The sequence below is a fragment of the Halogeometricum sp. S1BR25-6 genome (assembly GCF_031624495.1).
Taxonomy (GTDB): Archaea; Halobacteriota; Halobacteria; order Halobacteriales; family Haloferacaceae; genus Halogeometricum; species Halogeometricum salsisoli.
This window is the reverse complement of sequence record NZ_JAMQOP010000002.1, coordinates 641829-661598: the sequence shown is the minus strand read 5'-3', so window position 1 is coordinate 661598 and position 19770 is coordinate 641829. Positions and strand designations below refer to the sequence as shown.

General features: G+C 69.0%; 21 protein-coding genes. 4 read left to right on the top strand and 17 right to left on the bottom strand.

Going from position 1 to position 19770, the window contains the following annotated elements; translation table 11 throughout:
• Positions 1–87: 87 nt before the first annotated feature.
• The 10 genes from NDI76_RS13430 to NDI76_RS13385 all read right to left on the bottom strand — a co-directional run bounded on the left by NDI76_RS13430 (position 88) and on the right by NDI76_RS13385 (position 9213).
• Complete coding sequence (locus tag NDI76_RS13430; RefSeq protein WP_310924594.1) at positions 88–1059, bottom strand: aldo/keto reductase; 972 nt, start codon at positions 1057–1059, stop codon at positions 88–90.
• A 108-nt stretch (positions 1060–1167) separates the two neighbouring features.
• Positions 1168–1698: an SHOCT domain-containing protein gene (locus NDI76_RS13425; protein ID WP_310924593.1), complete on the bottom strand. Its 531-nt coding sequence runs from the start codon at positions 1696–1698 to the stop codon at positions 1168–1170.
• A gap of 117 nt (positions 1699–1815) precedes the next feature.
• A complete protein-coding gene (locus tag NDI76_RS13420) occupies positions 1816–2919 on the bottom strand; it encodes a deoxyhypusine synthase (protein ID WP_310924592.1) in 1104 nt (367 codons plus the stop codon).
• Between the two features lie 49 nt (positions 2920–2968).
• Positions 2969–3733, bottom strand: coding sequence for a Nif3-like dinuclear metal center hexameric protein (locus tag NDI76_RS13415; protein WP_310924968.1), 765 nt, complete (start codon positions 3731–3733; stop codon positions 2969–2971).
• A 318-nt stretch (positions 3734–4051) separates the two neighbouring features.
• Positions 4052–4915: an agmatinase gene (gene speB, locus NDI76_RS13410; protein ID WP_310924591.1), complete on the bottom strand. Its 864-nt coding sequence runs from the start codon at positions 4913–4915 to the stop codon at positions 4052–4054.
• A 5-nt stretch (positions 4916–4920) separates the two neighbouring features.
• Entirely contained in the window at positions 4921–5295 is a 375-nt protein-coding gene (locus NDI76_RS13405; RefSeq protein ID WP_310924590.1) for a translation initiation factor IF-5A, read from the bottom strand.
• A gap of 116 nt (positions 5296–5411) precedes the next feature.
• On the bottom strand, positions 5412–5828 hold the full coding sequence (locus NDI76_RS13400; RefSeq protein ID WP_310924589.1) for a DUF5518 domain-containing protein: 417 nt from the start codon (positions 5826–5828) through the stop codon (positions 5412–5414).
• Positions 5829–5893: 65 nt separating this feature from the next.
• Positions 5894–7573 (bottom strand): ABC1 kinase family protein, encoded by a 1680-nt coding sequence (locus NDI76_RS13395; protein ID WP_310924588.1) that lies wholly within the window; start codon positions 7571–7573, stop codon positions 5894–5896.
• Positions 7574–7585: 12 nt separating this feature from the next.
• Positions 7586–7957 (bottom strand): Hsp20/alpha crystallin family protein, encoded by a 372-nt coding sequence (locus NDI76_RS13390; RefSeq protein ID WP_310924587.1) that lies wholly within the window; start codon positions 7955–7957, stop codon positions 7586–7588.
• Between the two features lie 122 nt (positions 7958–8079).
• Positions 8080–9213, bottom strand: a complete 1134-nt coding sequence (locus NDI76_RS13385) for a serine hydrolase domain-containing protein (protein WP_310924586.1) — start codon at positions 9211–9213, stop codon at positions 8080–8082.
• 120 nt (positions 9214–9333) lie between these two features.
• On the opposite strand from NDI76_RS13385, the gene NDI76_RS13380 reads away from it, so the two are divergent.
• From NDI76_RS13380 to NDI76_RS13370, 3 genes are all read left to right on the top strand, one after another.
• On the top strand, positions 9334–10632 hold the full coding sequence (locus NDI76_RS13380; protein WP_310924585.1) for a molybdopterin molybdotransferase MoeA: 1299 nt from the start codon (positions 9334–9336) through the stop codon (positions 10630–10632).
• A gap of 79 nt (positions 10633–10711) precedes the next feature.
• Positions 10712–12607 (top strand): molybdopterin biosynthesis protein, encoded by a 1896-nt coding sequence (locus NDI76_RS13375; protein ID WP_310924584.1) that lies wholly within the window; start codon positions 10712–10714, stop codon positions 12605–12607.
• Between the two features lie 65 nt (positions 12608–12672).
• Positions 12673–13434, top strand: coding sequence for a HalOD1 output domain-containing protein (locus tag NDI76_RS13370; RefSeq protein ID WP_310924583.1), 762 nt, complete (start codon positions 12673–12675; stop codon positions 13432–13434).
• On the opposite strand, the gene NDI76_RS13365 is transcribed toward NDI76_RS13370, so the two are convergent.
• The 7 genes from NDI76_RS13365 to NDI76_RS13335 all read right to left on the bottom strand — a co-directional run bounded on the left by NDI76_RS13365 (position 13435) and on the right by NDI76_RS13335 (position 18587).
• Positions 13435–14115: an HAD family hydrolase gene (locus NDI76_RS13365; RefSeq protein ID WP_310924582.1), complete on the bottom strand. Its 681-nt coding sequence runs from the start codon at positions 14113–14115 to the stop codon at positions 13435–13437.
• Between the two features lie 67 nt (positions 14116–14182).
• On the bottom strand, positions 14183–14554 hold the full coding sequence (gene lwrS, locus NDI76_RS13360) for an LWR-salt protein (protein ID WP_310924581.1): 372 nt from the start codon (positions 14552–14554) through the stop codon (positions 14183–14185).
• 4 nt (positions 14555–14558) lie between these two features.
• On the bottom strand, positions 14559–14834 hold the full coding sequence (locus tag NDI76_RS13355) for a 4a-hydroxytetrahydrobiopterin dehydratase (RefSeq protein WP_310924580.1): 276 nt from the start codon (positions 14832–14834) through the stop codon (positions 14559–14561).
• A gap of 60 nt (positions 14835–14894) precedes the next feature.
• Positions 14895–16262, bottom strand: coding sequence for a glutamyl-tRNA reductase (gene hemA / locus NDI76_RS13350; protein WP_310924579.1), 1368 nt, complete (start codon positions 16260–16262; stop codon positions 14895–14897).
• Positions 16259–16918: a precorrin-2 dehydrogenase/sirohydrochlorin ferrochelatase family protein gene (locus NDI76_RS13345; protein ID WP_310924578.1), complete on the bottom strand. Its 660-nt coding sequence runs from the start codon at positions 16916–16918 to the stop codon at positions 16259–16261. The genes hemA and NDI76_RS13345 overlap by 4 nt, the downstream gene beginning before the upstream one ends.
• 6 nt (positions 16919–16924) lie before the next feature.
• Positions 16925–18016 (bottom strand): siroheme decarboxylase subunit beta, encoded by a 1092-nt coding sequence (gene ahbB / locus NDI76_RS13340; protein ID WP_310924577.1) that lies wholly within the window; start codon positions 18014–18016, stop codon positions 16925–16927.
• A gap of 172 nt (positions 18017–18188) precedes the next feature.
• Positions 18189–18587 (bottom strand): DUF5778 family protein, encoded by a 399-nt coding sequence (locus tag NDI76_RS13335; protein ID WP_310924576.1) that lies wholly within the window; start codon positions 18585–18587, stop codon positions 18189–18191.
• Between the two features lie 198 nt (positions 18588–18785).
• On the opposite strand from NDI76_RS13335, the gene uppS reads away from it, so the two are divergent.
• The gene (gene uppS / locus NDI76_RS13330) at positions 18786–19748 is read left to right on the top strand and encodes a polyprenyl diphosphate synthase (protein WP_310924575.1); all 963 of its coding nucleotides are present in this window, start codon (positions 18786–18788) and stop codon (positions 19746–19748) included.
• Positions 19749–19770 lie beyond the last annotated feature (22 nt).

Here is a 19770-nt window from a genome sequence, read left to right as displayed (position 1 = left end):
GAGTGGACCCGGACCTAAAGCCGTTCCGTGTCCCGTGGTGGACCGGCTCTCAGGAGATGCACGGACGGGACGAACCCGTTCGCCGCCCTACTCGTGGCCGCTCACGGGGACGGGTTCGTACGGCTCTTCGAGGTACTCCACGTCCGAGTCCGAGAGGTCGATGTCCAGCGCTTCGACGGCGTCTTCGAGGTGTTCGACGCTGGAGGTGCCGAGGATGGGCGTCGTCACCCACAACTTCTCGAACTGCCACGCCATCGCAATCTGCGCCATCTTCACGCCCTTCTCCGTCGCGAGTTCCTCCACGCGCTCGTTTATCTCCGGGCCGCCGCCCCGCGTGTACCCGCGGTCGTGCTCCGATTCGTGTTCGCCGCGCGTCGTCGCGTCGAACTCCTCGTGCGGCCGGGTGAGGAAGCCGGCGCCCAGCGGCGACCACGGCATGACGGCGATATCTTCCTTCTCGCAGAGCGGCAACATCTCTCGCTCTTCTTCCCGATAGGCGAGGTTGTAGAGGTTCTGCATCGAGACGAAGCGGTCCAGCCCCAGTCGGTCGGCGGTGTGTAACGCCTCGGCGAACTGGTGGGCCCACATCGAACTCGCGCCGAGCGAGCGCACCTTGCCCCGCCGCACGGCGTCGTCCAGCGCTCGCATCGTCCCCTCGATGGGCGTGTCGTAGTCCCAGCGGTGAATCTGATAGAGGTCGACGGTATCCATGCCGAGTCGGTCCAGCGAGTTGTCCAACTCCTGCTCGATGGTCTTCCGCGAGAGTCCGCCGGAGTTCGGGTCCTCCTCGTCCATCTGGCCGTACACCTTCGTGGCGACGACGAACTCGTCGCGGTCGTACTCCGCCAGCACGTCCCCGAGAATCTCCTCGCTCTCCCCGTAGGAGTAGACGTTCGCCGTGTCGAAGAAGTTGATTCCGAGGTCGATTGCGCGCTCGATGAGTTCGCGGCTCTCCTCTCTGTCGAGGGTCCAACCGTCCCAGTCCGTCCCGAAACTCATACAGCCAAGACAGAGTTCCGAGACGGTGACGCCCGTCGACCCGAATGTGGTGTACTCCATACGTCGCCTTCGCGCAGTCGCGAGAAAAGTGTACGTTCGATAGTCCAAAATCTCCGGTTCCGTCCCGGTCCGCGCCCGCTCGGTCCGCGGCGTCCGGCGCGCGGTCCCTCAGTACCGGCTTCGACCCTCGTCCTCGACGACGGCCCGACGCTCGCGTTCGGCGCGGGCGTCGTCGACGGTGTCGTTCGCCACGAGTCGGTCGAGTTTCCGCTCGAACTCCGCCTCGCCGACGTCGCCGGCGACGTACCGCCGCTTCAGTTCGTCGAGGGCGTCCGCGCGGCGCTCCTCGGGCGTCGGCTCCGGTTCGGAGAGGGCGTCCGCGACGCCCAGCGTCCGGAGGGCGGGGTACTCCTTCTCCGCCCGCCGCGCGACGGACTCGGCCCGTCCGCCGCGCGGGAGCCTCGCCTTCCGCGCGAGCCCGTAGACGACGCCGACGGTCGAGAGGACGGCGACGACGGCCGAGAGGACGAACAACGGGAGCACGGGGAACGCGAGCCGAAGTATCGCGTCGACGAGCGCTCCCTCCACCAGCCCGCCCCACAGGACGAGCGCCGCGTATCCGGCGAGGACGAGCGAGACGGTCCCCGAGGCCAACAGCAGGAGGAACGATATCGAAGCGGTTCGGTCGCGGAGGCCCATCGTCGTGCAGTCGATGCCGGAGCCCGCATATGTCTGTCGGACGCGAGGTGACGTAATGGGTCACCGCGTCGGCCCGGGCAGCGTCGCGTCCGCTCACGCCGACCTCCCCGGTCCGAATCAGAACCGCTCGTCGGCGCGTTCGCGCGCCGCGGCGGCGACGAACGGCAGCGTGATGGTGGCGTCGCCGACGACGGTGGCGTTCTTCGCGGACTTCTCTAATTTCCCCCACGACCGGGCCTCGTCCAGCGTCGCCCCCGAGAGGCCGCCCGTGTGGTCGGGGTCCATCGTCAACTGGACGGCGTAGTCGTACGCGTCGGGGATGGTGAGCATCGTCTGGAGGACGTAGTTCTTCGGCACGCCGCCGCCGACGACCATCGCCCCCGCCTTCTCGGCCTCGAACGCGAGGTCCGAGAGGTGCGTCATGTCCTTCAGCGCGTCGAGCGAGAACTCGGAGGTCTGCGAGTATATCCACGCCTGAATCCCCAGTACCGAGTCCTGAATCGCCGGGCAGTATATCGGCACGTCGTTGTCGTACGCCGCGGCGGCGACGCCGGCGTCCTCCTCGATTCCCTCCTCGCGATTCCGTTCGAGGTTCGCCCGCCCGAGTTCGGCGGTGAACTCCTGAATCGACACCGTGCGCTCGACCTCGGGAAAGACGTTCTCGCGGAGGTGTCCCTCGAACAGCGCGAAGTGCTCCTGGGGCAGATAAACGTTGTAGATGCGGTCGACCTGCTCGTCGCGCAGGTGCTCGTCGTGGTCGCGCATCGTCTCGCCCGTCGGCCGCGCCTCCTCGTCGGAGGGGTGCGGGTCGTGCGGTTCCGCCCGCCCGTGGTGGTGTTTGCCGCCGATGGCCTCGATGGCGTCGTGCGTCAGGTTCGCGCCCGTCGTGACGAGGGCGTCGATGTGGCCCTCCTCGATGAGGTCGACGACGATCTGACGCATCCCCGCGGGAACCATCGCGCCGGCGAGGCCGAACAGGTTCGTCACGTCGTCTCTGCCGATCATCTCGGCGTACACGTCGACCGCGCGCTGTAGTTTCGCCGCGCCGATGCCGGCCTTGCCGTACTCGCCGGTGAGTTCGCCGACGGTCATCCCGCCGCGGACCCGCGCGTGTCCGATGGGATTCTCGCGGAACTCCTCGCGGTGCGGCGGATGATACCCGTCGCCGTCTCCGCTGTCGCCGTCCTCGCTGCCGTCGTGCTCGTGACCGTCGTCGCTCATACCTCCCGGTGTGGGGCCGGTCGGTTTAGTGGTCGCGGTCCGACCCGACTCACAGCCCCGTCGGGAAGTCGAGGTACGTCGCCTCCAGTCCCCACCCCTGCGCGAGGGCGGCGAGGTTGCGCACGCCGAACGTCTCCGTCGCGTAGTGTCCGGCCAGGAAGACGTTCAGCCCCGCCTCGCGCGCCTCGTGGTAGACCTGCTGTTTCCCTTCTCCCGTGACGAGGGCGTCCGCGCCGACGGCTTCGGCCTCCGAGAGCCAGTCCGCGCCGGACCCGGTGACGACGGCTATCTGCGATATCTCGTCGGGTCCGAAGTCGAGCACCTGCACCGACTCCCCGCCGTTGTCCAACTCCGCCAGCGCCTCGCGGAGTTCTTCGACGGTGTACGTCCGGGAGGCCCGGCCGCGCTGGCCGATGTGGACGGGGCCGAGTTCGCCGAACGGTTCGCGCGATTCGAGTTCGAGGCGGTCGGCGACGCCCGCGGCGTTGCCGCGCGACTGGTGGCCGTCGAGGGGGAGATGCGAGACGTAGAGGCCGATGTCGTTCTCGACGAGTGGCGCGATGCGGTCGTACGCGCGACCGGTCACGCGGTCCAGCCCGCCCCACACGAGACCGTGATGGACGACGAGGAGGTCGGCGTTCGCGTCGGCCGCCGCCTCGATGGTCGCCTCGGCGGCGTCGACGGCGAAGGCGACGTGTTCTACCTCCCCCTCCTCGGAGCCGACCTGCAGACCGTTGGCGCTGGCGTCCACGTCCGCGTACGCCTCGGTGTCCAGTTCCTCGTCGTACCGTGCGACCACTTCCGCGCGGTTCATGCTCATGACTCGACGGACGGCCGCCGGCCGTTTGTATCCCGTTGGTCGCCGGTGGGTCGAACCGGTCCGCTGTCTTCGAATCAGCCGGCGGCCACGATACCTTTGTACTGCCGACCGCAAGCGTGAGTACCCGTCGTCCGACGACGGGAAAGCGAACGACGCGGCTCTGCCGCGAGTGATTGCCATGGGCAAATTCAAGAAAGCAATGCGCGCGTGGCGACGTCTCCCGCGCGGAACGAAGCGGAGTATCACGAGCAAGGTGCGACGACTGTTCCGAAGCGGAAAGCGGTAACACGCCCGTTCGTTCTTTTCGAGAACTTATCCGCCGTCAGCGCCGGCGCCGCCGTCGCCGCTCCCGTTTCCGTTCCCGGTCGCCGCGGCGTGCGAGAACACGAACTCCCTGAGCAGTTTCCCCGCCAGCGACGCGGCCTGCCCGTCGTCCCGGTCGTTCACCTCGACGGTGTCGAAGCCGTCGGCGTGCGGGGCGACGGCGCGGACGACGTCGCGCATCTCCCTCGGGGCCAGTCCGAACGGTTCGGGCGTCCCCGTCCCCGGAGCGAACCCGGGGTCGGCGCCGTCGACGTCCACGCTGAGGTAGACCGACCGGTCGTCGAATCGGTCGCCGAACGCGAACTCCCCCACATCCTCGGGCGGGACGACGGTCACGTCGTCCTCGTCGGCCCGCTTCCACTCCTCGGGCGACCCCGTGCGCGCGCCGAGGATAATCGCCTCCTCGGCGCCCAGCGAGTCGAGGACGCGGCGGGTGACGGTGGCGTGGCTCCACGGGTTGCCGTCGTACTCGTCTCTCAAATCGAGGTGGGCGTCGAGACAGACGAACACGTCCGGTTCGACGGCGTCGACGCCCGCGCGGGTGACGGTGTGCTCGCCGCCGAGGAGGAGGGGGACGGCGCCGTCGTCGACGGCGTCGCGGAGCGTCCCCGCGACCCACTCGACGTACTCGGCGGCGTCGTCCCACGGGCGGACGTCGCCCTCGTCGTGGACGAGACAGTCGGAAAAGCGCAGGTCGGTCCGCCGGTCGTAGTCGTCGAACGTCCGGGCGAACCGCCGGATTCTCTCGGGACCGAACCGGGTCCCGGGTCGGAACGTGGTCGAGATATCCAGCGGGGCGCCCACGACGACGTACGCGGCGTCGTCTCGCGACGCGGTTGCCCCGGGAAACATCCCGATCAGACGATCTTCCGCTGGCCCTCGTACTCGAGGTACTCGATGTCGTCGTCGGGGTTGAGGTCCTCGTCGTCGGGGATGCGCATCGTGAACGTCTCGTAGGTGTCAAGGTCCATGATCTGCGCGTCCTCGCCCGTCACGGAGACGACCTGACCCTGCTTTCGCTCGATGATGGGCACCCACACCTTCGCGTCGACGGGTTGGCTGAGCGAGCGCTTCTTGCTGTCGAAGACGCCCTTGCCCTCGATGCGCGCCTTTGCACTGCCGTGCTTGCCCGGTTTGGCGGTGCTGTAAGCGTTGATCTTACACGGGGACTCTTCCATCATCACGTAGCTGCCTTCCTGAAGTTCGCGGACCTGCTTCTGTTCTCTGGGCATATCTCCGCGTTATCGTCAGGTCCGTATAAACGGTTTGGAAACGGGCGACGGTGTTCGCCCGCGTGATGGACTCACGAACGTCGCGGCGGGCGTTTCCGGTTCGTCGACCGGCGCGCTCAGACCTCGTCGAGGTCCGTACCGAGTCGGGCGTCGCGCTCCTCGTCGCGTCTGCGCGAGAGGCTTCCGAGCGCGCCCGCCGCCGCGTTCGGAAGCGTGACGGCGACGAGGATGCTCGTCGTCGCCTCCCCGGGCGTGTCGAACAGCGGGAGGAGGTACTCGAAGGGAAAGGGGAGCGGACCGTCGCCGACGACGGCCAGCGCGACCAGTCCGGGGATGAGGACGATGCCCCACGACAGCGCCGACAGCAGGCCGTGCCACGCGCCGTCGGCCGGGTCCGGACCGACGAGGTAGCCCGCGACGGCGCTCCCGGCGAGGCCGCCGACGAGCGTCACCCGCCCCGTGAGAAAGAAGACGAGCGCCTCGCTGCACGCCGCGAGGGCGAATCCAGCGACGACGGCCCGCCACCGAGTCATTGCCGGTAGGGTCGGTCGTCCCTCCAGATAAACGTCCGCCTCCGAAACTCACGTTTGATAACGTATCACTCCTCGCCGCGTCGCTGTCGCATGCTCTGCCGCGTGAACTGGGGTTTCGCCCGAATTCCGCGCTTCGAGCGGAACGAGCGGTAGAGTTGGACGATGATGGGCAGCGTCAGCGCCGCGGCGACGGCGGCGGGGAGGACGCTCGTCTGGTCGAACGCGTAGAGGACGGCCGTCGAGAGGGCGCCGACCGCGAGCAGGATGCCGTAGACGATGCGCCGCGCGAGTTTGTCCAGCACGCCCTCCTTGTCCTCCAACTGGACGTTGACGGTGAGGTCCTCCCGTTCGACGGTGTCGAGCACCCGGTCGAGTTTCGGCGGCACGGTGAACAGCGCCTCCGTCGTCCGCTGCATCTGCTGGCCCGCGTCGCGGACGAGTTCCTTCGCCGTCTCCTCGTAGTACCCCTCGTCCCGGAGGTAGTCGGTGGCGACCGAGATGAAGTCGAACTCGGGGTCGAGGGTGACACAGACGCCCTCCACCACCGTCGCCACGCGGAGCACCAACGCGAGATTTCGGGGGAGACGGAGCGGGAACTCGTAGATGGTCGACTCCACCTGCTCGATGATCTGCTGGACGCGGTACTGCTCGATGTCCTCGCCGCGGGCGTCGGCGATGGCGAGTTCCATCACGTCGCCCATCACCCGCCGGTCCGCTTCGGGGGAGAGCGTCCCCATCTCGATGAGGGCGTCGAGGATACCGTCGATGTCCTGGTTGGCGACGGCGACGTAGAAGTCGACGATTTTGTCCTGGACGAACGGGTCCACCCGCCCGGACATCCCGAAGTCGTAGAAGATGATGGCGCCGTCCTCGTCGACGGCGAGGTTGCCGGGGTGGGGGTCGGCGTGGAAGACGCCGTCGTCGATTATCATCTGCAGGTAGATGCGCTGGAGGCGCGTCGCCAACTCCGTCCGGTCGACGCCCATCGCGTCCAGCGTCTCGATGTCGTTTATTTTCGTCCCGGGGAGATACTCCATCGTCAGCACGCGCGGTCCCGAACGCTCCTCGACGGGTTCGGGGATACGGATGTCCTCGTCGCCCTCGAAGTTCGACTGTATCTGGTCGAGGATGCGGCGTTCGCGGCTGTAGTCCATCTCCTGTCTGATGGTCTTGGCGAACTCGTCGGCGAGGTTTTCGAGCGAGAACGCCCGCCCCTCCCCGATGAAGCGCATCAGGAGGGGGAGCGACCACTTGACGACCCGCAGGTCGGCCTCGACGAGCGACTCGATACCGGGGCGGCGGACCTTCACCGCGACGTCCTCGCCGTCGTGGCGCGCGGTGTACACCTGCCCGAGGCTGGCGCCGCTTATCGGGTCCTCGTCGAACGACTCGAACGCCTCCCCGACCGGTCCGAGTTCGGCTTCGAGCACCTCCTTCGACTCCGCCCACGGCGCGGGCGGCACGTCGTCCTGGAGGCTCGACAGCACCTCGATGTACGCGGGCGGGAGGATGTCCGGTCGTGTCGACAGCAACTGTCCGAGTTTGATGAACGTTGGGCCGAGCGTCAAGAGGGAGTCGAGCAGAATCGTCGCCCGTCGCTCCTGCATCTCGGTCGTGACGCTCCGCGACCCGCCGAAGAGCACGAACCTCCGGCGGTCCCTCGCGTACGCGACTATCAGCGGGGAGAACTGGTAGACGACGACGAGGAACCGCCAGTACGAGCGGAGATTGACCAGCGTCACCACCTCACCGCGCGGTCACGCATCCGCGTCGTCGGCGCCGGCGATGGGGATGGTCCGTTCCGGAGCGGACTCGCGCTTCGGCAGGCGGATGGTGAGGACGCCGCGGTCCATCTCGCCGTCGGCGCCGGCGCCGGCCGCATCCGGGGGGAGGGGGAGTTCGGCGTCGAGGAACAACGAGCGGTCCTCGCGGACGTAGCGGAACTCGCGCGGAAGCTCCTTATCGCGGCGCGCCTCAATGATGAGGCGGCCCTTGTCGACGCGGAGTTCCGCGGTGTCGGGCGTCACGCCGGGGAGGTCCAAGACGATGAGGTACGCGTCGTCGGACTCCAGGAGGTCGGCGAACACGGCGTCCGGCAGTTCCTGCAGCGCGTCCCGCAGTGCAGACATACTCTGTGCTAAGGAGTCCGGGTCGAAAAAGCCCGCGGTCGGGGAGTTCGACGCTGCTAAGTGTTGTGGCCCCCGTCGGGAGCGATGGAGCGATTTCGACTCGGCGGCCACCGCGACGGCGCTCACTCCGCGAGCGCAAGTCTGACGGCGTCGGACAGTCCGGCGACTCGGGCGGCGTGCTCCCAGGACTCCTCGCGGATGCCGTTGGTGACGTAGGCGAACCCGACGTTCAGTTCGGGGTCGCCCCAGCCGAAGACGCTCCCGAGTCCGGCGTGGCCGAACATCCGCTCGCGGCTGAACGACCCGAACATGTCGTTCGCGAGGCCGCCGGTCCAGAAGCCGAGACCGTACCGCGCGGGCCGCGAGAGCGTACCGTCGGAGTCCGTCTCGGCGTGGGTGCGCGTCGCCTCCGCCACCGTCTCCGAGTTGAGCAGGCGGGTCCCGTCGAGTTGGCCGCCGTTCGCCATACAAGCGTAGAAGCGAGCCATGTCGGCGGCCGTTCCGACGCCGTTCGCCGCCGGAATCACCGCCCGCCGGACGGCCTCGGCGTTGAACGCCTCGGCCGACTCGGACGCCGGGATACCGAGTCCCTCGCCGGGGTCGCGGCACCGGTCGTACGCCTCGAACCCCGCGAGGGTTGCCACATCGTCCTCCTCGTCGGGACCCAGACCGATGCTGGTGTCCTCCATCCCCAGCGGTTCGAACACGTTCTCGGCGACGAACTCGTCGACGCGCTGACCGGAGAGGCGGCGGACGAGTTCGCCGACCAGCCACCCGTAGTTGAAGGTGTGGTACGCGGGCGTCTCGCCGGGGTCGAACACCGGTTCTATCTCCTCCATCGCCCGCACGACGGCGTCCCAGTCGCCCCACTCCTCGGCCGCGTCGTCGAACTCGCCGTACGGCACGCCGGCGGTGTGACTGAGCACCTGCCGGAGCGTTATCTCGGCCTTCGTCGACCCCTCGTCGGCGAACTCGGGCCAGTGGTCGACGACGGCGTCGTCGTAGTCGGCCGCCCCGCGTTCGACGAGTTGGTGAAGTCCGACGCCCGCGTACGGTTTCGTACACGAGAACAGCAGGTGCCGCGTCTCCGGGGTGGTCTCCCCGCCGCCCGGACCGGTCGTCCCGCCCGCGAAGTCCGCCGCGAGTTCCCCGTCGACGTAGACGGCCAACTGCCCGCCGTGGTGCAGTCCGACGTCCAACTGACGGTCGAACGCCGCTCGGAGTCGTTCCCGGTCGCCGTCGGTCAGTCTCGCCATATCTCGAATGAAAGTTGCGGTACAATAAGCGTTGGCTGGCGGGTCGAAGCGTCGGGGCGTCGTCCCTTCCCGCCCCGCCGCCCCGCGGAGCCTTTTACCGTCGGCCCGCAACGACCCGGTATGACGAACGCGCACGACCGGCAGACAGCCGGGTTCAAAGAGCGCACGCGGGTCGCCGAGGCGCGCGAGGCGCTCCTGTCGGCCGCGACGCCCCACGAACGGACCGAGACGCTTCCCCTCGAACGGACCGACGGGCGGCCCATCGCGGAGGCGGTGACGGCGCCGAACCCGGTGCCGAACTACGACCGCGCGGCGATGGACGGGTGGGCCGTCCGCGCCGAGGATACGTTCGGCGCGTCCGGTCGGTCCCCCGCGGTGCTCCGCCTCGCCGACGGCGACGTCGAGGCGGCGGACGCCGCGGTCGACCCCGAGTCGGCCGTCCGCGTCCACACGGGCAGCGAACTCCCGGCGGGCGCGGACGCCGTGGTGATGGTCGAACGCGCCGACGCCGTCGGCGGGGAGTTGGAGGTGTTCGACGCCGTCACCGCCGGGGAGAACGTCGGCAAGACGGGCGAGGACGTGGCCGACGGGCAGCGACTGTTCGACCCCGGCCACCAACTGCGCCCCTCCGACCTCGGCCTCCTGAAGTCGGTCGGGTTGGACGAGGTGTCGGTGTACGACTACCCGACGGTCGGCGTGATTCCGACCGGCGAGGAACTCGTCCAGCGAGACCCCGACCCCGGCGAGATAATCGAGACGAACGGCCTCACCGTCTCGCGCCTGGTCGAACGCTGGGGCGGCGTGGCGACGTACCGGAACGTCGTGACCGACGACGAGGCGGCCCTCCGCGCCGCCGTCCAACGCGACCTGACGAAGGACGTCGTCGTGACGACGGGCGGGTCCTCGGTGGGCGAACGCGACCTCATCCCGGAAGTGGTCTCCGAACTCGGCGAGGTGCTCGTCCACGGCGTCGCCCTCAAACCGGGCCACCCCGTCGCCCTCGGAGTCGTCGAGGACACGCCCGTCGTGATGCTGCCGGGTTACCCGGTCGCCTGCATCGTCAACGCCGTCCAGTTCCTCCGGCCCCTCCTCAAGCGCGTCGGGCACCTCCCCGAGCGCCCGTTTCCGACGGTCGAGGCCCGCCTGCGGCGGAAGATTCCGAGCGAACCCGGGATTCGGACGTTCGCCCGCGTGCGACTCGACGACGGAGGGAGCGGCGGAGGCGACGACGGCGGACCCGTCGACACCGACGGCGACGGCACCGGCGCCGAACGGACCGCCGAACCGACGCGCGCGAACGGGTCGGGGGTGCTCTCCTCGGTTGCCCTCGCGGACGGGTGGGTCGCCGTCCCGGAGGAGCGAGAGGGCTACGCCGAGGGCGAGACGGTGACCGTCGAGGGCTGGGAGTGGTCCGCGTGACTTCCGTCGGACGGCTTCTCGGCCGCGTCGCGGCCGAACGTGCGACCGACGACCTCACCCTCACCGCGAGGAGGTTCGCGTGAGCCGAAAGGAGTTCCGCGACCTCGCGGACCCCGTCGAGGCCCACGAGGCCATCGCGGGCCTCGATTTGGCCCCCGGAGCGGAGACGGTCCCGCTTCGAGAGTCCAGAGGCCGCGTCCTCGCGGAGCGAATCGACGCCGAGATGGACGTGCCCGGGTTCGACCGGGCGAGCATGGACGGCTACGCCGTCCGCGCCGAGGACACCTTCGGGGCCGGCGAGGGCTCTCCCGTCGAACTCGAACTCGTCGGGGAGGTGCACGCCGGCGTCGAACCCGACGTGACCGTCGGGGACGGCGAGGCGGCCGAAATCTCGACGGGAGCGGTGATGCCCGACGGCGCCGACGCCGTCGTCATCGTGGAGCGAACCGAGGAGCGCGGCGGGAACGTGGTCGTCCGCGACGCCGTCGCGCCCGGCGACAGCGTGATGCTCGCGGGCGCGGACGTCGCCGCCGGCGCGCGCGCACTCGGCCCGGGGACGCTCCTCACGCCGCGCGAAATCGGACTCCTCTCGGCGCTCGGCGTCGACGAGGTGCCCGTCCGCGGGAAGCCCACCGTGGGCATCATCTCCACCGGCGACGAACTCGTCCGGCCCGGGGAATCGCTGAACAGCGACGCCGGGCAGATATACGACGTGAACAGCTACACCGTCGCCACCGGCGTCGAGGAGGCCGGCGGCGAGGTTCGGACCTACCCCCACGCCGGCGACGACTTCGCGGAGATGGAGCGCCTCCTCGTGGAGGCGGCCGAGGAGTGCGACCTCGTGCTCTCCTCGGGGTCCACCTCGGCCTCCGCCGTCGACGTCATCTACCGCGTCATCGAGGAACGCGGCGACCTACTCCTGCACGGCGTCTCGGTCAAGCCGGGCAAGCCGATGCTCGTCGGAACGCTCGGGGAGGGCGAGTCGCCCTCCGCCTACGTCGGCCTGCCGGGCTACCCCGTCTCGGCGCTGACCATCTTCCGGACGTTCGTCGCGCCCGCGATTCGCCGCGCCGCCGGCCTACCCGAACCGCGGACGGCGACCGTCTCGGGGTCGATGGCGGTCCGCGAGCGCTACGGCGAGGGTCGGATGCGCCTCATGCCCGTCGGCCTCATCGAGGACGAGGACGGCGAGACGCTCGTCTACCCCGTCGACAAGGGGAGCGGCGCGACCACCTCCTTGGTCGAAGCCGACGGCGTGGTGGAGATTCACCCGGACACCGAGTACCTCGCCGAGGGGGAGTCCGTCGACGTGCGCCTGTTCTCGCCGGACGTGCGCGCCCCGACGCTCCTCGCCGCCGGCGAGGACGACCCGGCGCTCTCGCGCCTCCTTGACCGCCTCGACGCGCCGCGCTTCCTTCCGGTCGGCACCCGCGAGGGCCTCCGCCGCCTCCGGGGCGGCGTGCCGGACGTGGCCGTCGCCGCCGGCCCCCTCGACCGGGACGTCGACGGCGCCGAACTGGGTCGGTGGACCCGCGAGTGGGGACTCGTCGTCCCCGCCGATAATCCACAGAACGTGACCGGCCTCGCGGACCTCCTCGACGGCGACTTACGCTTCGTCAACCGCGGGACGGACTCGGGGCTTCGCTCCTCGCTCGAATCCGCCCTCGCGGACCTCGCCGAGGAACGGGGGACCGAGCGCCGGGACCTCGCGGACGCGATTTCGGGCTACGAACTGACGACGAAGGCCGCGGAGAGCCCCGCGCGGACCGTCCTGCGCGGAAAGGCCGACGCCGGCCTCGGCCTCCGGGTCACCGCCGAACGCCTCGGAATGGGCTTCGTCCCCGTCGGCCGCGAACCCGTGCGCGTGCTCGCCAACCCCGACCGCACGAAGAAGCCGAGCGTCGAGGCGTTCGCGTCGGTGCTCGACTCGGCCGACGACCTGTTCGACCGACTCGGCGGCTACGAAACTAATTGATTCCGTCTCCGCAAATAAGTCACTCAGCAAGAGTCTTTTTGTGGCATGAGACTAATCGACGGGGTATGTCCTCCGCACCGACCGTCCTGCACGTCGACGACGACCCCGACATGCTCGAACTCTCCGCGCTCTCGTTCCGTCGTGCCCACGGCGACGAGGTCGAAATGCTGACGGCGGCCGACGCCGAGGAGGGCCTCTCCCTCCTCGACTCCCACGCCGTCGACTGTATCATCAGCGACTCGCTGTGTCTCGCCGACGACACCGCCTTCATCGTCGCCGCGCGGCGGCGGCGCGACGACGTCCCCATCATCTTCTACACGGCCAAGGAGTGGGACGACGTCGCCCTCGACGCCCTGGAGGCGGACGTCTCCGAGTACGTCAGGAAGGCGGACGCCGACGGCATCGGCGCCGTCGTCGAACGCGCCCGCACGCTCGCCGACGAGAGCCGCGTTCCGACCGTGACCGAGGCGCAACTGTTCGAGGGGCGACCGTGCGAGTCCATCGAGGAGGCCGTCGGGACGTTCCCGGCAGAAATCCAGGGCGGTCCGTGGACGATCATCGGCGTGCACGACTGGGACGTCGACGACGAACTCGGGACGACCATCGCGCAGGTGCTCGAAGCGCACACCGGCGTCGACGCCCTCGAATCGGAACCCCTGTTCTCCTCGCTCGACACCGAGGCACTGCAGTCGATGCTCGAACCGCGGAGCGACGGAGTGCCCCGCTACGACATCTACGTCCGGTTCCCGTACGGGCGGTACGAGGTGTCCGTCTCCAGCGAGGGGTTCGTCGCCGTCCGCGAACTCCCGGAGACGGGCTACGAGTAGTTACTCGGGGGCGAACCCGCCGTCCGTGGCGACGCGACGGTTCCGCAGGTCGTCGAACGAATCCACTCGGACGTCCGCGAGGACGCAGCGACCGCGGCGCTCGGGCGGGTGACGCTCGACGTGCAGACCGTCGAGGCCGGCGTTCCAGGCGGCGCCGATGTCACTGGACCCGTCGCCGGCCAGGACGCCGCGCCCCTCCGCCGGGTCGACGCCCATCGCGCGAATCGCGTGACGAACCGGTGCGGGGTCGGGTTTCCAGCCCAGTTCCTCGGTGCAGCAGACCACCGTATCGAACCAGTCGCGCAGGTCCAGGTGGTCGATGACCGGGTCGGCGAGGAACTGCTGGCAGTGCGTGACGACGCCGACCGGTCGGGTTTCGACGACGTCGCGGAGGAGGCGGGCGGCGTCCTCGTGGAGGTACGTCGCCTCCGCGCGGGCCTGCGGGTCCTCGACGGCGTGGAACGCCGGCCAGAACTCGGCGGGGTCGATGTCCCACGCGCGCAGTTGCGGGTCGCGGGCGCCGCCGAGGCCGTGCCAGATGACCTCTGCCTCGCGGTCGGTGAACTCCCGGCCGAGACTCTCGCCGACCCGGTCGAACACCTCGCGGGTGTACGACCAGTCCGCGTCGACGAGCGTTCCGTCGAGGTCGAACAGCCAGAAGTCGTATGCGTCGGAAACCATCAGGAGACTGTGGTAGGCATTCTCTCGCTTTATGCTTTTCGCCGTTACTGTCGTCCTACCCGACCGGTTAGTCGTTGGTGACCCGGATACTCGACCCGAGGTACTTGTGCAGCGTCTCGCGCGCCGAATCCGCGTTGAACGGCGTTGGGTCCGCCTCGATTTCGGTCCGTAGGGCGTCCATGTACGCCTCGTCGGCGCGCAGTTCCCGGAACGTCACCGCGTCGACGGGCACCGACAGCCACTCCTCCGCGAGTTCGCGGGCGTAGCGTTCGTCGTTCACTTCGCCCCGCCAGAGGGCGTCGCGGAAGAACAGCCACTCGCCCTCGCCCGGGTCGTCGGCGGTCACCTCGACCACCGTCTCGAACGTTCGCGGGTCGGTGCGGACGCCCGTCTCGGCGTCGAGGCGGAACCGTACCCGGAAGACGTACGCGGCGTCCACGGCGCTATCGCTCGTCGTCGAAGAGGTCCGCGAGTCGGATGTCCTTCTCCGTGATGCCGCCCTCCTCGTGGCTCGTGAGGCGGACTTCGACCTCTTCGTAGCGGACGATTATCTCCGGGTGGTGGACCTCCTCTTCGGCCACTTCGCCCACCTGCGTAGTGAACTCGATACCTTTCAGATAGTCGTCGAACTCGTAGGTCTTCGTTATCTCGTCGCCGTCGCGTTCCCAGCCGTCGGGCAGGCGGTTCTGTATCTCGTCGTCTTCGAGTAGTTCGGCCATGGTGGTGCGTCGGACGCCGGCCGAATAACGTTTCTCCCCGTTTCGTCGGGGCCTCCTCGGTCAGTCGTCAGAGAGGCTCTCTAAGACGTGTGGCGGGATATCGGCGTCGTCGGGGACGTCCTCGGGGGCGCTCTCCGCGAGTCCCCCTCGCGGTCCCGAGGGACCGCCGAACGACGGCTCCTCGCCGCCGAAATCGGGGTCGAACAGCGTCATCGCCGTCTGGATGGTGTCCCAGTCGTCCTCGACGGCGGCCTCGCGGAGGCTCTTCGTCGGCGCCGACAGCAGTTGGCCGACGAGGGCGTCCGCGAGCGCCGACACCGTCTCGCGCTGCTCGTCGGTCAACTCGCCCTGCGCCTCCAGTTTCGACAGCGCGGTCTCCAGTTCGCGGCCCTTCACCCGCTCTGCGGCCTCGTACATCCCGCTGATGGCCTGGTCGGCACGCTTGCGTTTGAAGGATTCGAGCAGTCGGTCGAACTCCTCGTCGATCATCGACTCGACGCGTTCCGCGGCCTCGCGGCGGCGCTCGCGCGTCTCGTCGGTGACCGCCTCCAGCCCGTCGATGTCGTGGACGACCACGCCCGTCACCCCGCCGACGTCGGGGTCGACGTCGCGCGGTTGGGCGATGTCGATGAGCGTCGTCTCACCGCCCGTCTCGACGTGGGCATGCGAGAGAACGTAGTCGGGGCTTCCCGTGGCCGAGATGACCACGTCGGCGGTGGCAATCGCCTCGTCGACGGCCGCGAGCGGAATCGCCCGCCCCGGTACGTCCACCTCGGCGGCCACGTGCTCGGCGTGCGGGACGGTGCGGTTGGCGACGATCAGTTCGTCGACGCCGGCGTCGGCCAGCGACTTCGCCGCCAGCGTGCCCATCTCGCCCGCGCCGACGACCAGCGCCGTCGACCCGGCCAGCCCCGTCTCCGACTCGGCCAGGCGGACCGCCGCCGACCCGAGGGAGACGGCGCCCTCGTTAATCTCGGTCTCCGTCCGGGCGCGTTCGCCGACGTGGACGGCTTTCGTCACCGCGTCGTCGAGCACCCGACCGATACCGCCCGCGCCGCGGGCGTCCTCGAAGGCGCGCTTGAGTTGGCCGAGTATCTGGTCCTCGCCCAAGACGAGCGATTCGAGCCCCGCCGCGACCCGCATCAGGTGGCGGAGGCTCTCTTCGTGGCCCATCTGGACGACGACGCCGTCGCGCACGTCGGGAGCGAACTCGGAGAGCGCGCGGCGGCCGTCGGCCTGCGCGTCCGTGACGACGTATGCTTCGGCTCGGTTGCACGTCTGCAGAGCGAACGCCTCGGAGACGTCCTCGTGTGTGAGGAGGGCGTCGACGGCGGAGCGCACGTCCTCGCTGGACGCGGACTCTATCTCGTCGACGGTCGCCCGTTCGTGGGAGACGCGAACGCCGGAGATGACTCCTGCGCTCCTCATCGCTCACCCCCTCTAGTGTTACGTATCACGCGGTCTGCCTCTTGGCGGGCCTTTGATTTCCCCGTACGTAAAGCCTTCCAAACCGGTTCCGACCGCACGACGGCGCGCACCGCGTCCCGCCGTTCGCGGGGGGTTCGGTCGCTCTCTCGTAGTTCCGTGCGAAGCCGTCCCGTCAGGTCGGCCATCGCGCCGGCGCCCTCGATTTCGGTTTCGATGCGCTCGCGAAGGTGCTTCGCGAGGGCGGGACTCGCCCCGCCGGTCGAAATCGCGACCCGGACGTCGCCGTCCTCGACGGTGGCGGGGACGACGACGCTCCGCGCGTCCCGTTCCTCGTCGCCGCTCGCGTCCGCGCGGTTCACCATGGCGCCGGCCTCTCGGGCGGCGCGTTCGGCGGCGTCGTTCACCGCTTCGTCGTCCGTCGCGGCGACGACCAACGCGGGGTCGTACCGGGCGACCCAGTCGGCCACCGACGCGGGCGCTGGCGCTGCCTCGACCAGTTCGGCGCCGCCGTAGTCGTCCGCTTCGCACTCGAACGACGGCGCGACGACGGTCACGTCCGCCTCCTCGGCGAAGCGCCGCGCTTTCCGCGCGCCGACGGCGCCGCCGCCGAAGACGAGCACCGATTCCTCCGTGAAGTCGTGGTACAGCGGTATCACTGATGGTTATTCCGTGTTCGCGTCCGCCCGTTCGTCCATCCTGATTCCCGTCTTCTTGAGGATGCGCGTCGAGAACAGCGTGTCCCAGTCGCCCTGCTCTTCGTCCGTGGTTCGCGGCCCCACGTCCCAGTGCTCGGCCATCACCTCGCGGACCCGTTCGATGCGCTCCTCGCTCTCCGCCTCGGAACGTCCGTGCGTCATCGCGAAGAAGTTGTACGGCCAGACGCCCTCGTGGCGGGGCCGACGGTAGCAGTGCGTCACGAAATCGAGGGAAGCGACGGCGGGGCCGACGTCGTCGACCACGTCGTCGGGCACGTCCCAGACGGTCATCCCGTTCTCCGTGTAGCCGAGAGCGTAGTGGTTCGGGATGACGCCCACACGCCGGACCTTCCCTTCGAGTTCGAACCGCTTTATCGTCCGGACGACCCAGTCGGTTTCCGCACCGAGGGCGGCCGCCACGTCGGCGTACGGCGTCTCGGTCACGGGGAGTCCGCCCTGAATCTCCAACACGAGGTCGCGTTCGGCCGGCGTCAGCGTCCGGCGGTCCTCCGGTTCGACCTCGGGGCCGAGATGCGAGAGGTCCACGTCGCCCGCCGAAATCGGCCCGTCGAGCATGAACTTCGCCTCGACGCGGAACTCGTCCTCTTTCGGGAGGTTGTACGTTCGCTGCCCCGTCTCCTCCTCTATCTCGGCGAGGACTTCCGCGACGCGGTCCTCCTCGGCGACGCTCACGACGAACCACATGTTGAGGTGCGGGTGTTCGCGCTCGTAGTTGTGCGCGACTTCGCGGTGGGCGTTCACCAGTTCCGCTACCTCCTCGAAACGCTCCTCGGGGGCGTGCATGGCGACCAGCGTCGCCGTGCCGCCGATCTCCTCGGCGTTGACGAGGGCGCCGAAGCGCGTCAGCACGCCCGCCTCGTCGAGGGCGCGGACGCGGTCGAGGAGTTCCTCGGCGCTCACGTCGACGCCGCGTTCCCGGAGCGCCGCCGCCGCCGGTTCGAACGGGCGCTCGACTACGGGAAACCCTCCCTGGAAGGCGTTGACGACGGCGCGGTCGAGGTCCGTCAACTCGGCTCTGTCGACGTCGGCCCTGCTCATGGTCGACCCTCGGAAGTCCGCGAGGATAAGCGTCTCGGGACGGACCGTCCGTCCGCCCGGCGTGGTCGGTTCACTACCTCCTCTCAGGGGATTCGGCACCGAAAAGCCGCGGTTAGCTATGGACGAACCCGGCGCCGCTCTCGACTCGTCTCCCGTCGTCGGCGTCGCCTCGTCAGGGGACCGGCGTCACGCGGTCGACGCGGTCGAGGGATTCGAGGTCCGAGACGAGTCCGTCCTGGTCGACGTTCGCCTCGTAGTAGAACACGAGGTCGAAGGTGCCGTCGCGGAGGAGTTGCTGGCACTCCCAGACGAACTCCTCGTCGTCGAGGGTGAGCCCCTGAAACTGGTTCGAGGAGAAGTCGGTGTCGTCGTTGCCGGCGTAGATGTACGTCTCGCCCTTCTCGGCGCGTCCCGCGATGACTTCGTTGATGTCGACGGTGAGTTCCTGCATTTCCAGGTCCTCGTCGCTCTCGAGGTCGGTGTGGACGACGGCGCCGAGGAGTTCGATGTCGCCGGGTTCCAAGAGCGCCAGCGTGCGTTTGTAGAGGTCGTCGTCGACGGTTTCGCTCATACGAGAGGATAGGCGACGGGGGATAAACGGGTGGCGGTTCGTCCGCGGCGCGCCGGATGCGGTACCTACCGAACGTCGGAATCCCGAAGGGGACCGCCGAACGCCCACAACAGTTATCAGATAGTAGTATAGTAGGTATAAACTGAACGTGGCGGGAGAACGAAAAGAAACATACGTCTCGGAAGGGTTTCCCCTCCAATGAGACAGTGGCTTCGTCGACAGTTCAACGGCGCCTACGAGCGGACCCTCAGCCGTGAACTCGGAAACGGCCCCGCGCACGTCGCCATCATCCAGGACGGCAACCGCCGGTACGCCCGGAGCCACGGCGACGACGCGCCCGACGGGCACAAGGCGGGCGCGAAGACGACCGAGCGTGTCCTCGATTGGTGCGACGAGGCCGGGGTCGAGGAACTGACGCTGTACGCCTTCTCGACGGAGAACTTCGACCGCCCCGACGACGAACTCGAACCGCTGTTCGACCTCATCGAATCGAAGCTCTACGAGTTCGCCGACGCCGACCGCGTCCACGATTCCGAGGTACGCATCTGCGCCATCGGCCAGACCGAACGCCTCCCGGACCGCCTCCGCGAGGCCATCGACTACGCCGAGGGGGAGACCGGTCACTACGACGGCTTCCGCCTCAACATCGCCCTCGCCTACGGCGGTCGGGCCGAACTACTCGGCGCCGCCCGCGACGTGGCCCGCGACGTGCAGACGGGCGACCTCTCGGCGTCGGACGTCTCCCTCGACGCGGTGGACGAACGGCTCTGCCGCCGCCCCGCCCGCGACGTGGACCTCATCATCCGGACGGGCGGCGACGAGCGAACCTCGAACTTCCTGCCGTGGCACGCCAACGGCAACGAGGCGGCCGTCTACTTCTGTGCGCCCTACTGGCCGGAGTTCTCGAAGGTGGACTTCCTCCGCGGCCTCCGGACGTACGAGTCCCGCGAGAAGTCCTGGCAGCGCACGCGGACCGAACGGGCCGTCGCCCTCGTCCGCTCGGCGGCCGAAACCGAGTTGGCGGAGGCGAAAACCGTCGCCGGCCGCCTGCGCGAACAACTCCCGTCCGCGGGCGCCGAGAAAGTCCTCGCCGAGTTGGAGCGACAGGACGACGGAAGCGACGTGGAGCGCACGAGCGAGACGGTCGAGTTCGCGGACTGAACCGTCGACGGACTCCGCGCCG

Excerpts from the sequence above, each read along its gene's own strand:
- NDI76_RS13430 (WP_310924594.1), bottom strand. The coding sequence starts at position 1,059 with ATGGAGTACACCACATTCGGGTCGACGGGCGTCACCGTCTCGGAACTC.
- NDI76_RS13425 (WP_310924593.1), bottom strand. The coding sequence starts at position 1,698 with ATGGGCCTCCGCGACCGAACCGCTTCGATATCGTTCCTCCTGCTGTTG.
- NDI76_RS13420 (WP_310924592.1), bottom strand. The coding sequence starts at position 2,919 with ATGAGCGACGACGGTCACGAGCACGACGGCAGCGAGGACGGCGACAGC.
- NDI76_RS13415 (WP_310924968.1), bottom strand. The coding sequence starts at position 3,733 with ATGAACCGCGCGGAAGTGGTCGCACGGTACGACGAGGAACTGGACACC.
- speB (WP_310924591.1), bottom strand. The coding sequence starts at position 4,915 with ATGTTTCCCGGGGCAACCGCGTCGCGAGACGACGCCGCGTACGTCGTC.
- NDI76_RS13405 (WP_310924590.1), bottom strand. The coding sequence starts at position 5,295 with ATGCCCAGAGAACAGAAGCAGGTCCGCGAACTTCAGGAAGGCAGCTAC.
- NDI76_RS13400 (WP_310924589.1), bottom strand. The coding sequence starts at position 5,828 with ATGACTCGGTGGCGGGCCGTCGTCGCTGGATTCGCCCTCGCGGCGTGC.
- NDI76_RS13390 (WP_310924587.1), bottom strand. The coding sequence starts at position 7,957 with ATGTCTGCACTGCGGGACGCGCTGCAGGAACTGCCGGACGCCGTGTTC.
- NDI76_RS13385 (WP_310924586.1), bottom strand. The coding sequence starts at position 9,213 with ATGGCGAGACTGACCGACGGCGACCGGGAACGACTCCGAGCGGCGTTC.
- NDI76_RS13380 (WP_310924585.1), top strand. The coding sequence starts at position 9,334 with ATGACGAACGCGCACGACCGGCAGACAGCCGGGTTCAAAGAGCGCACG.
- NDI76_RS13370 (WP_310924583.1), top strand. The coding sequence starts at position 12,673 with ATGTCCTCCGCACCGACCGTCCTGCACGTCGACGACGACCCCGACATG.
- NDI76_RS13365 (WP_310924582.1), bottom strand. The coding sequence starts at position 14,115 with ATGGTTTCCGACGCATACGACTTCTGGCTGTTCGACCTCGACGGAACG.
- NDI76_RS13355 (WP_310924580.1), bottom strand. The coding sequence starts at position 14,834 with ATGGCCGAACTACTCGAAGACGACGAGATACAGAACCGCCTGCCCGAC.
- hemA (WP_310924579.1), bottom strand. The coding sequence starts at position 16,262 with ATGAGGAGCGCAGGAGTCATCTCCGGCGTTCGCGTCTCCCACGAACGG.
- ahbB (WP_310924577.1), bottom strand. The coding sequence starts at position 18,016 with ATGAGCAGGGCCGACGTCGACAGAGCCGAGTTGACGGACCTCGACCGC.
- NDI76_RS13335 (WP_310924576.1), bottom strand. The coding sequence starts at position 18,587 with ATGAGCGAAACCGTCGACGACGACCTCTACAAACGCACGCTGGCGCTC.
- uppS (WP_310924575.1), top strand. The coding sequence starts at position 18,786 with ATGAGACAGTGGCTTCGTCGACAGTTCAACGGCGCCTACGAGCGGACC.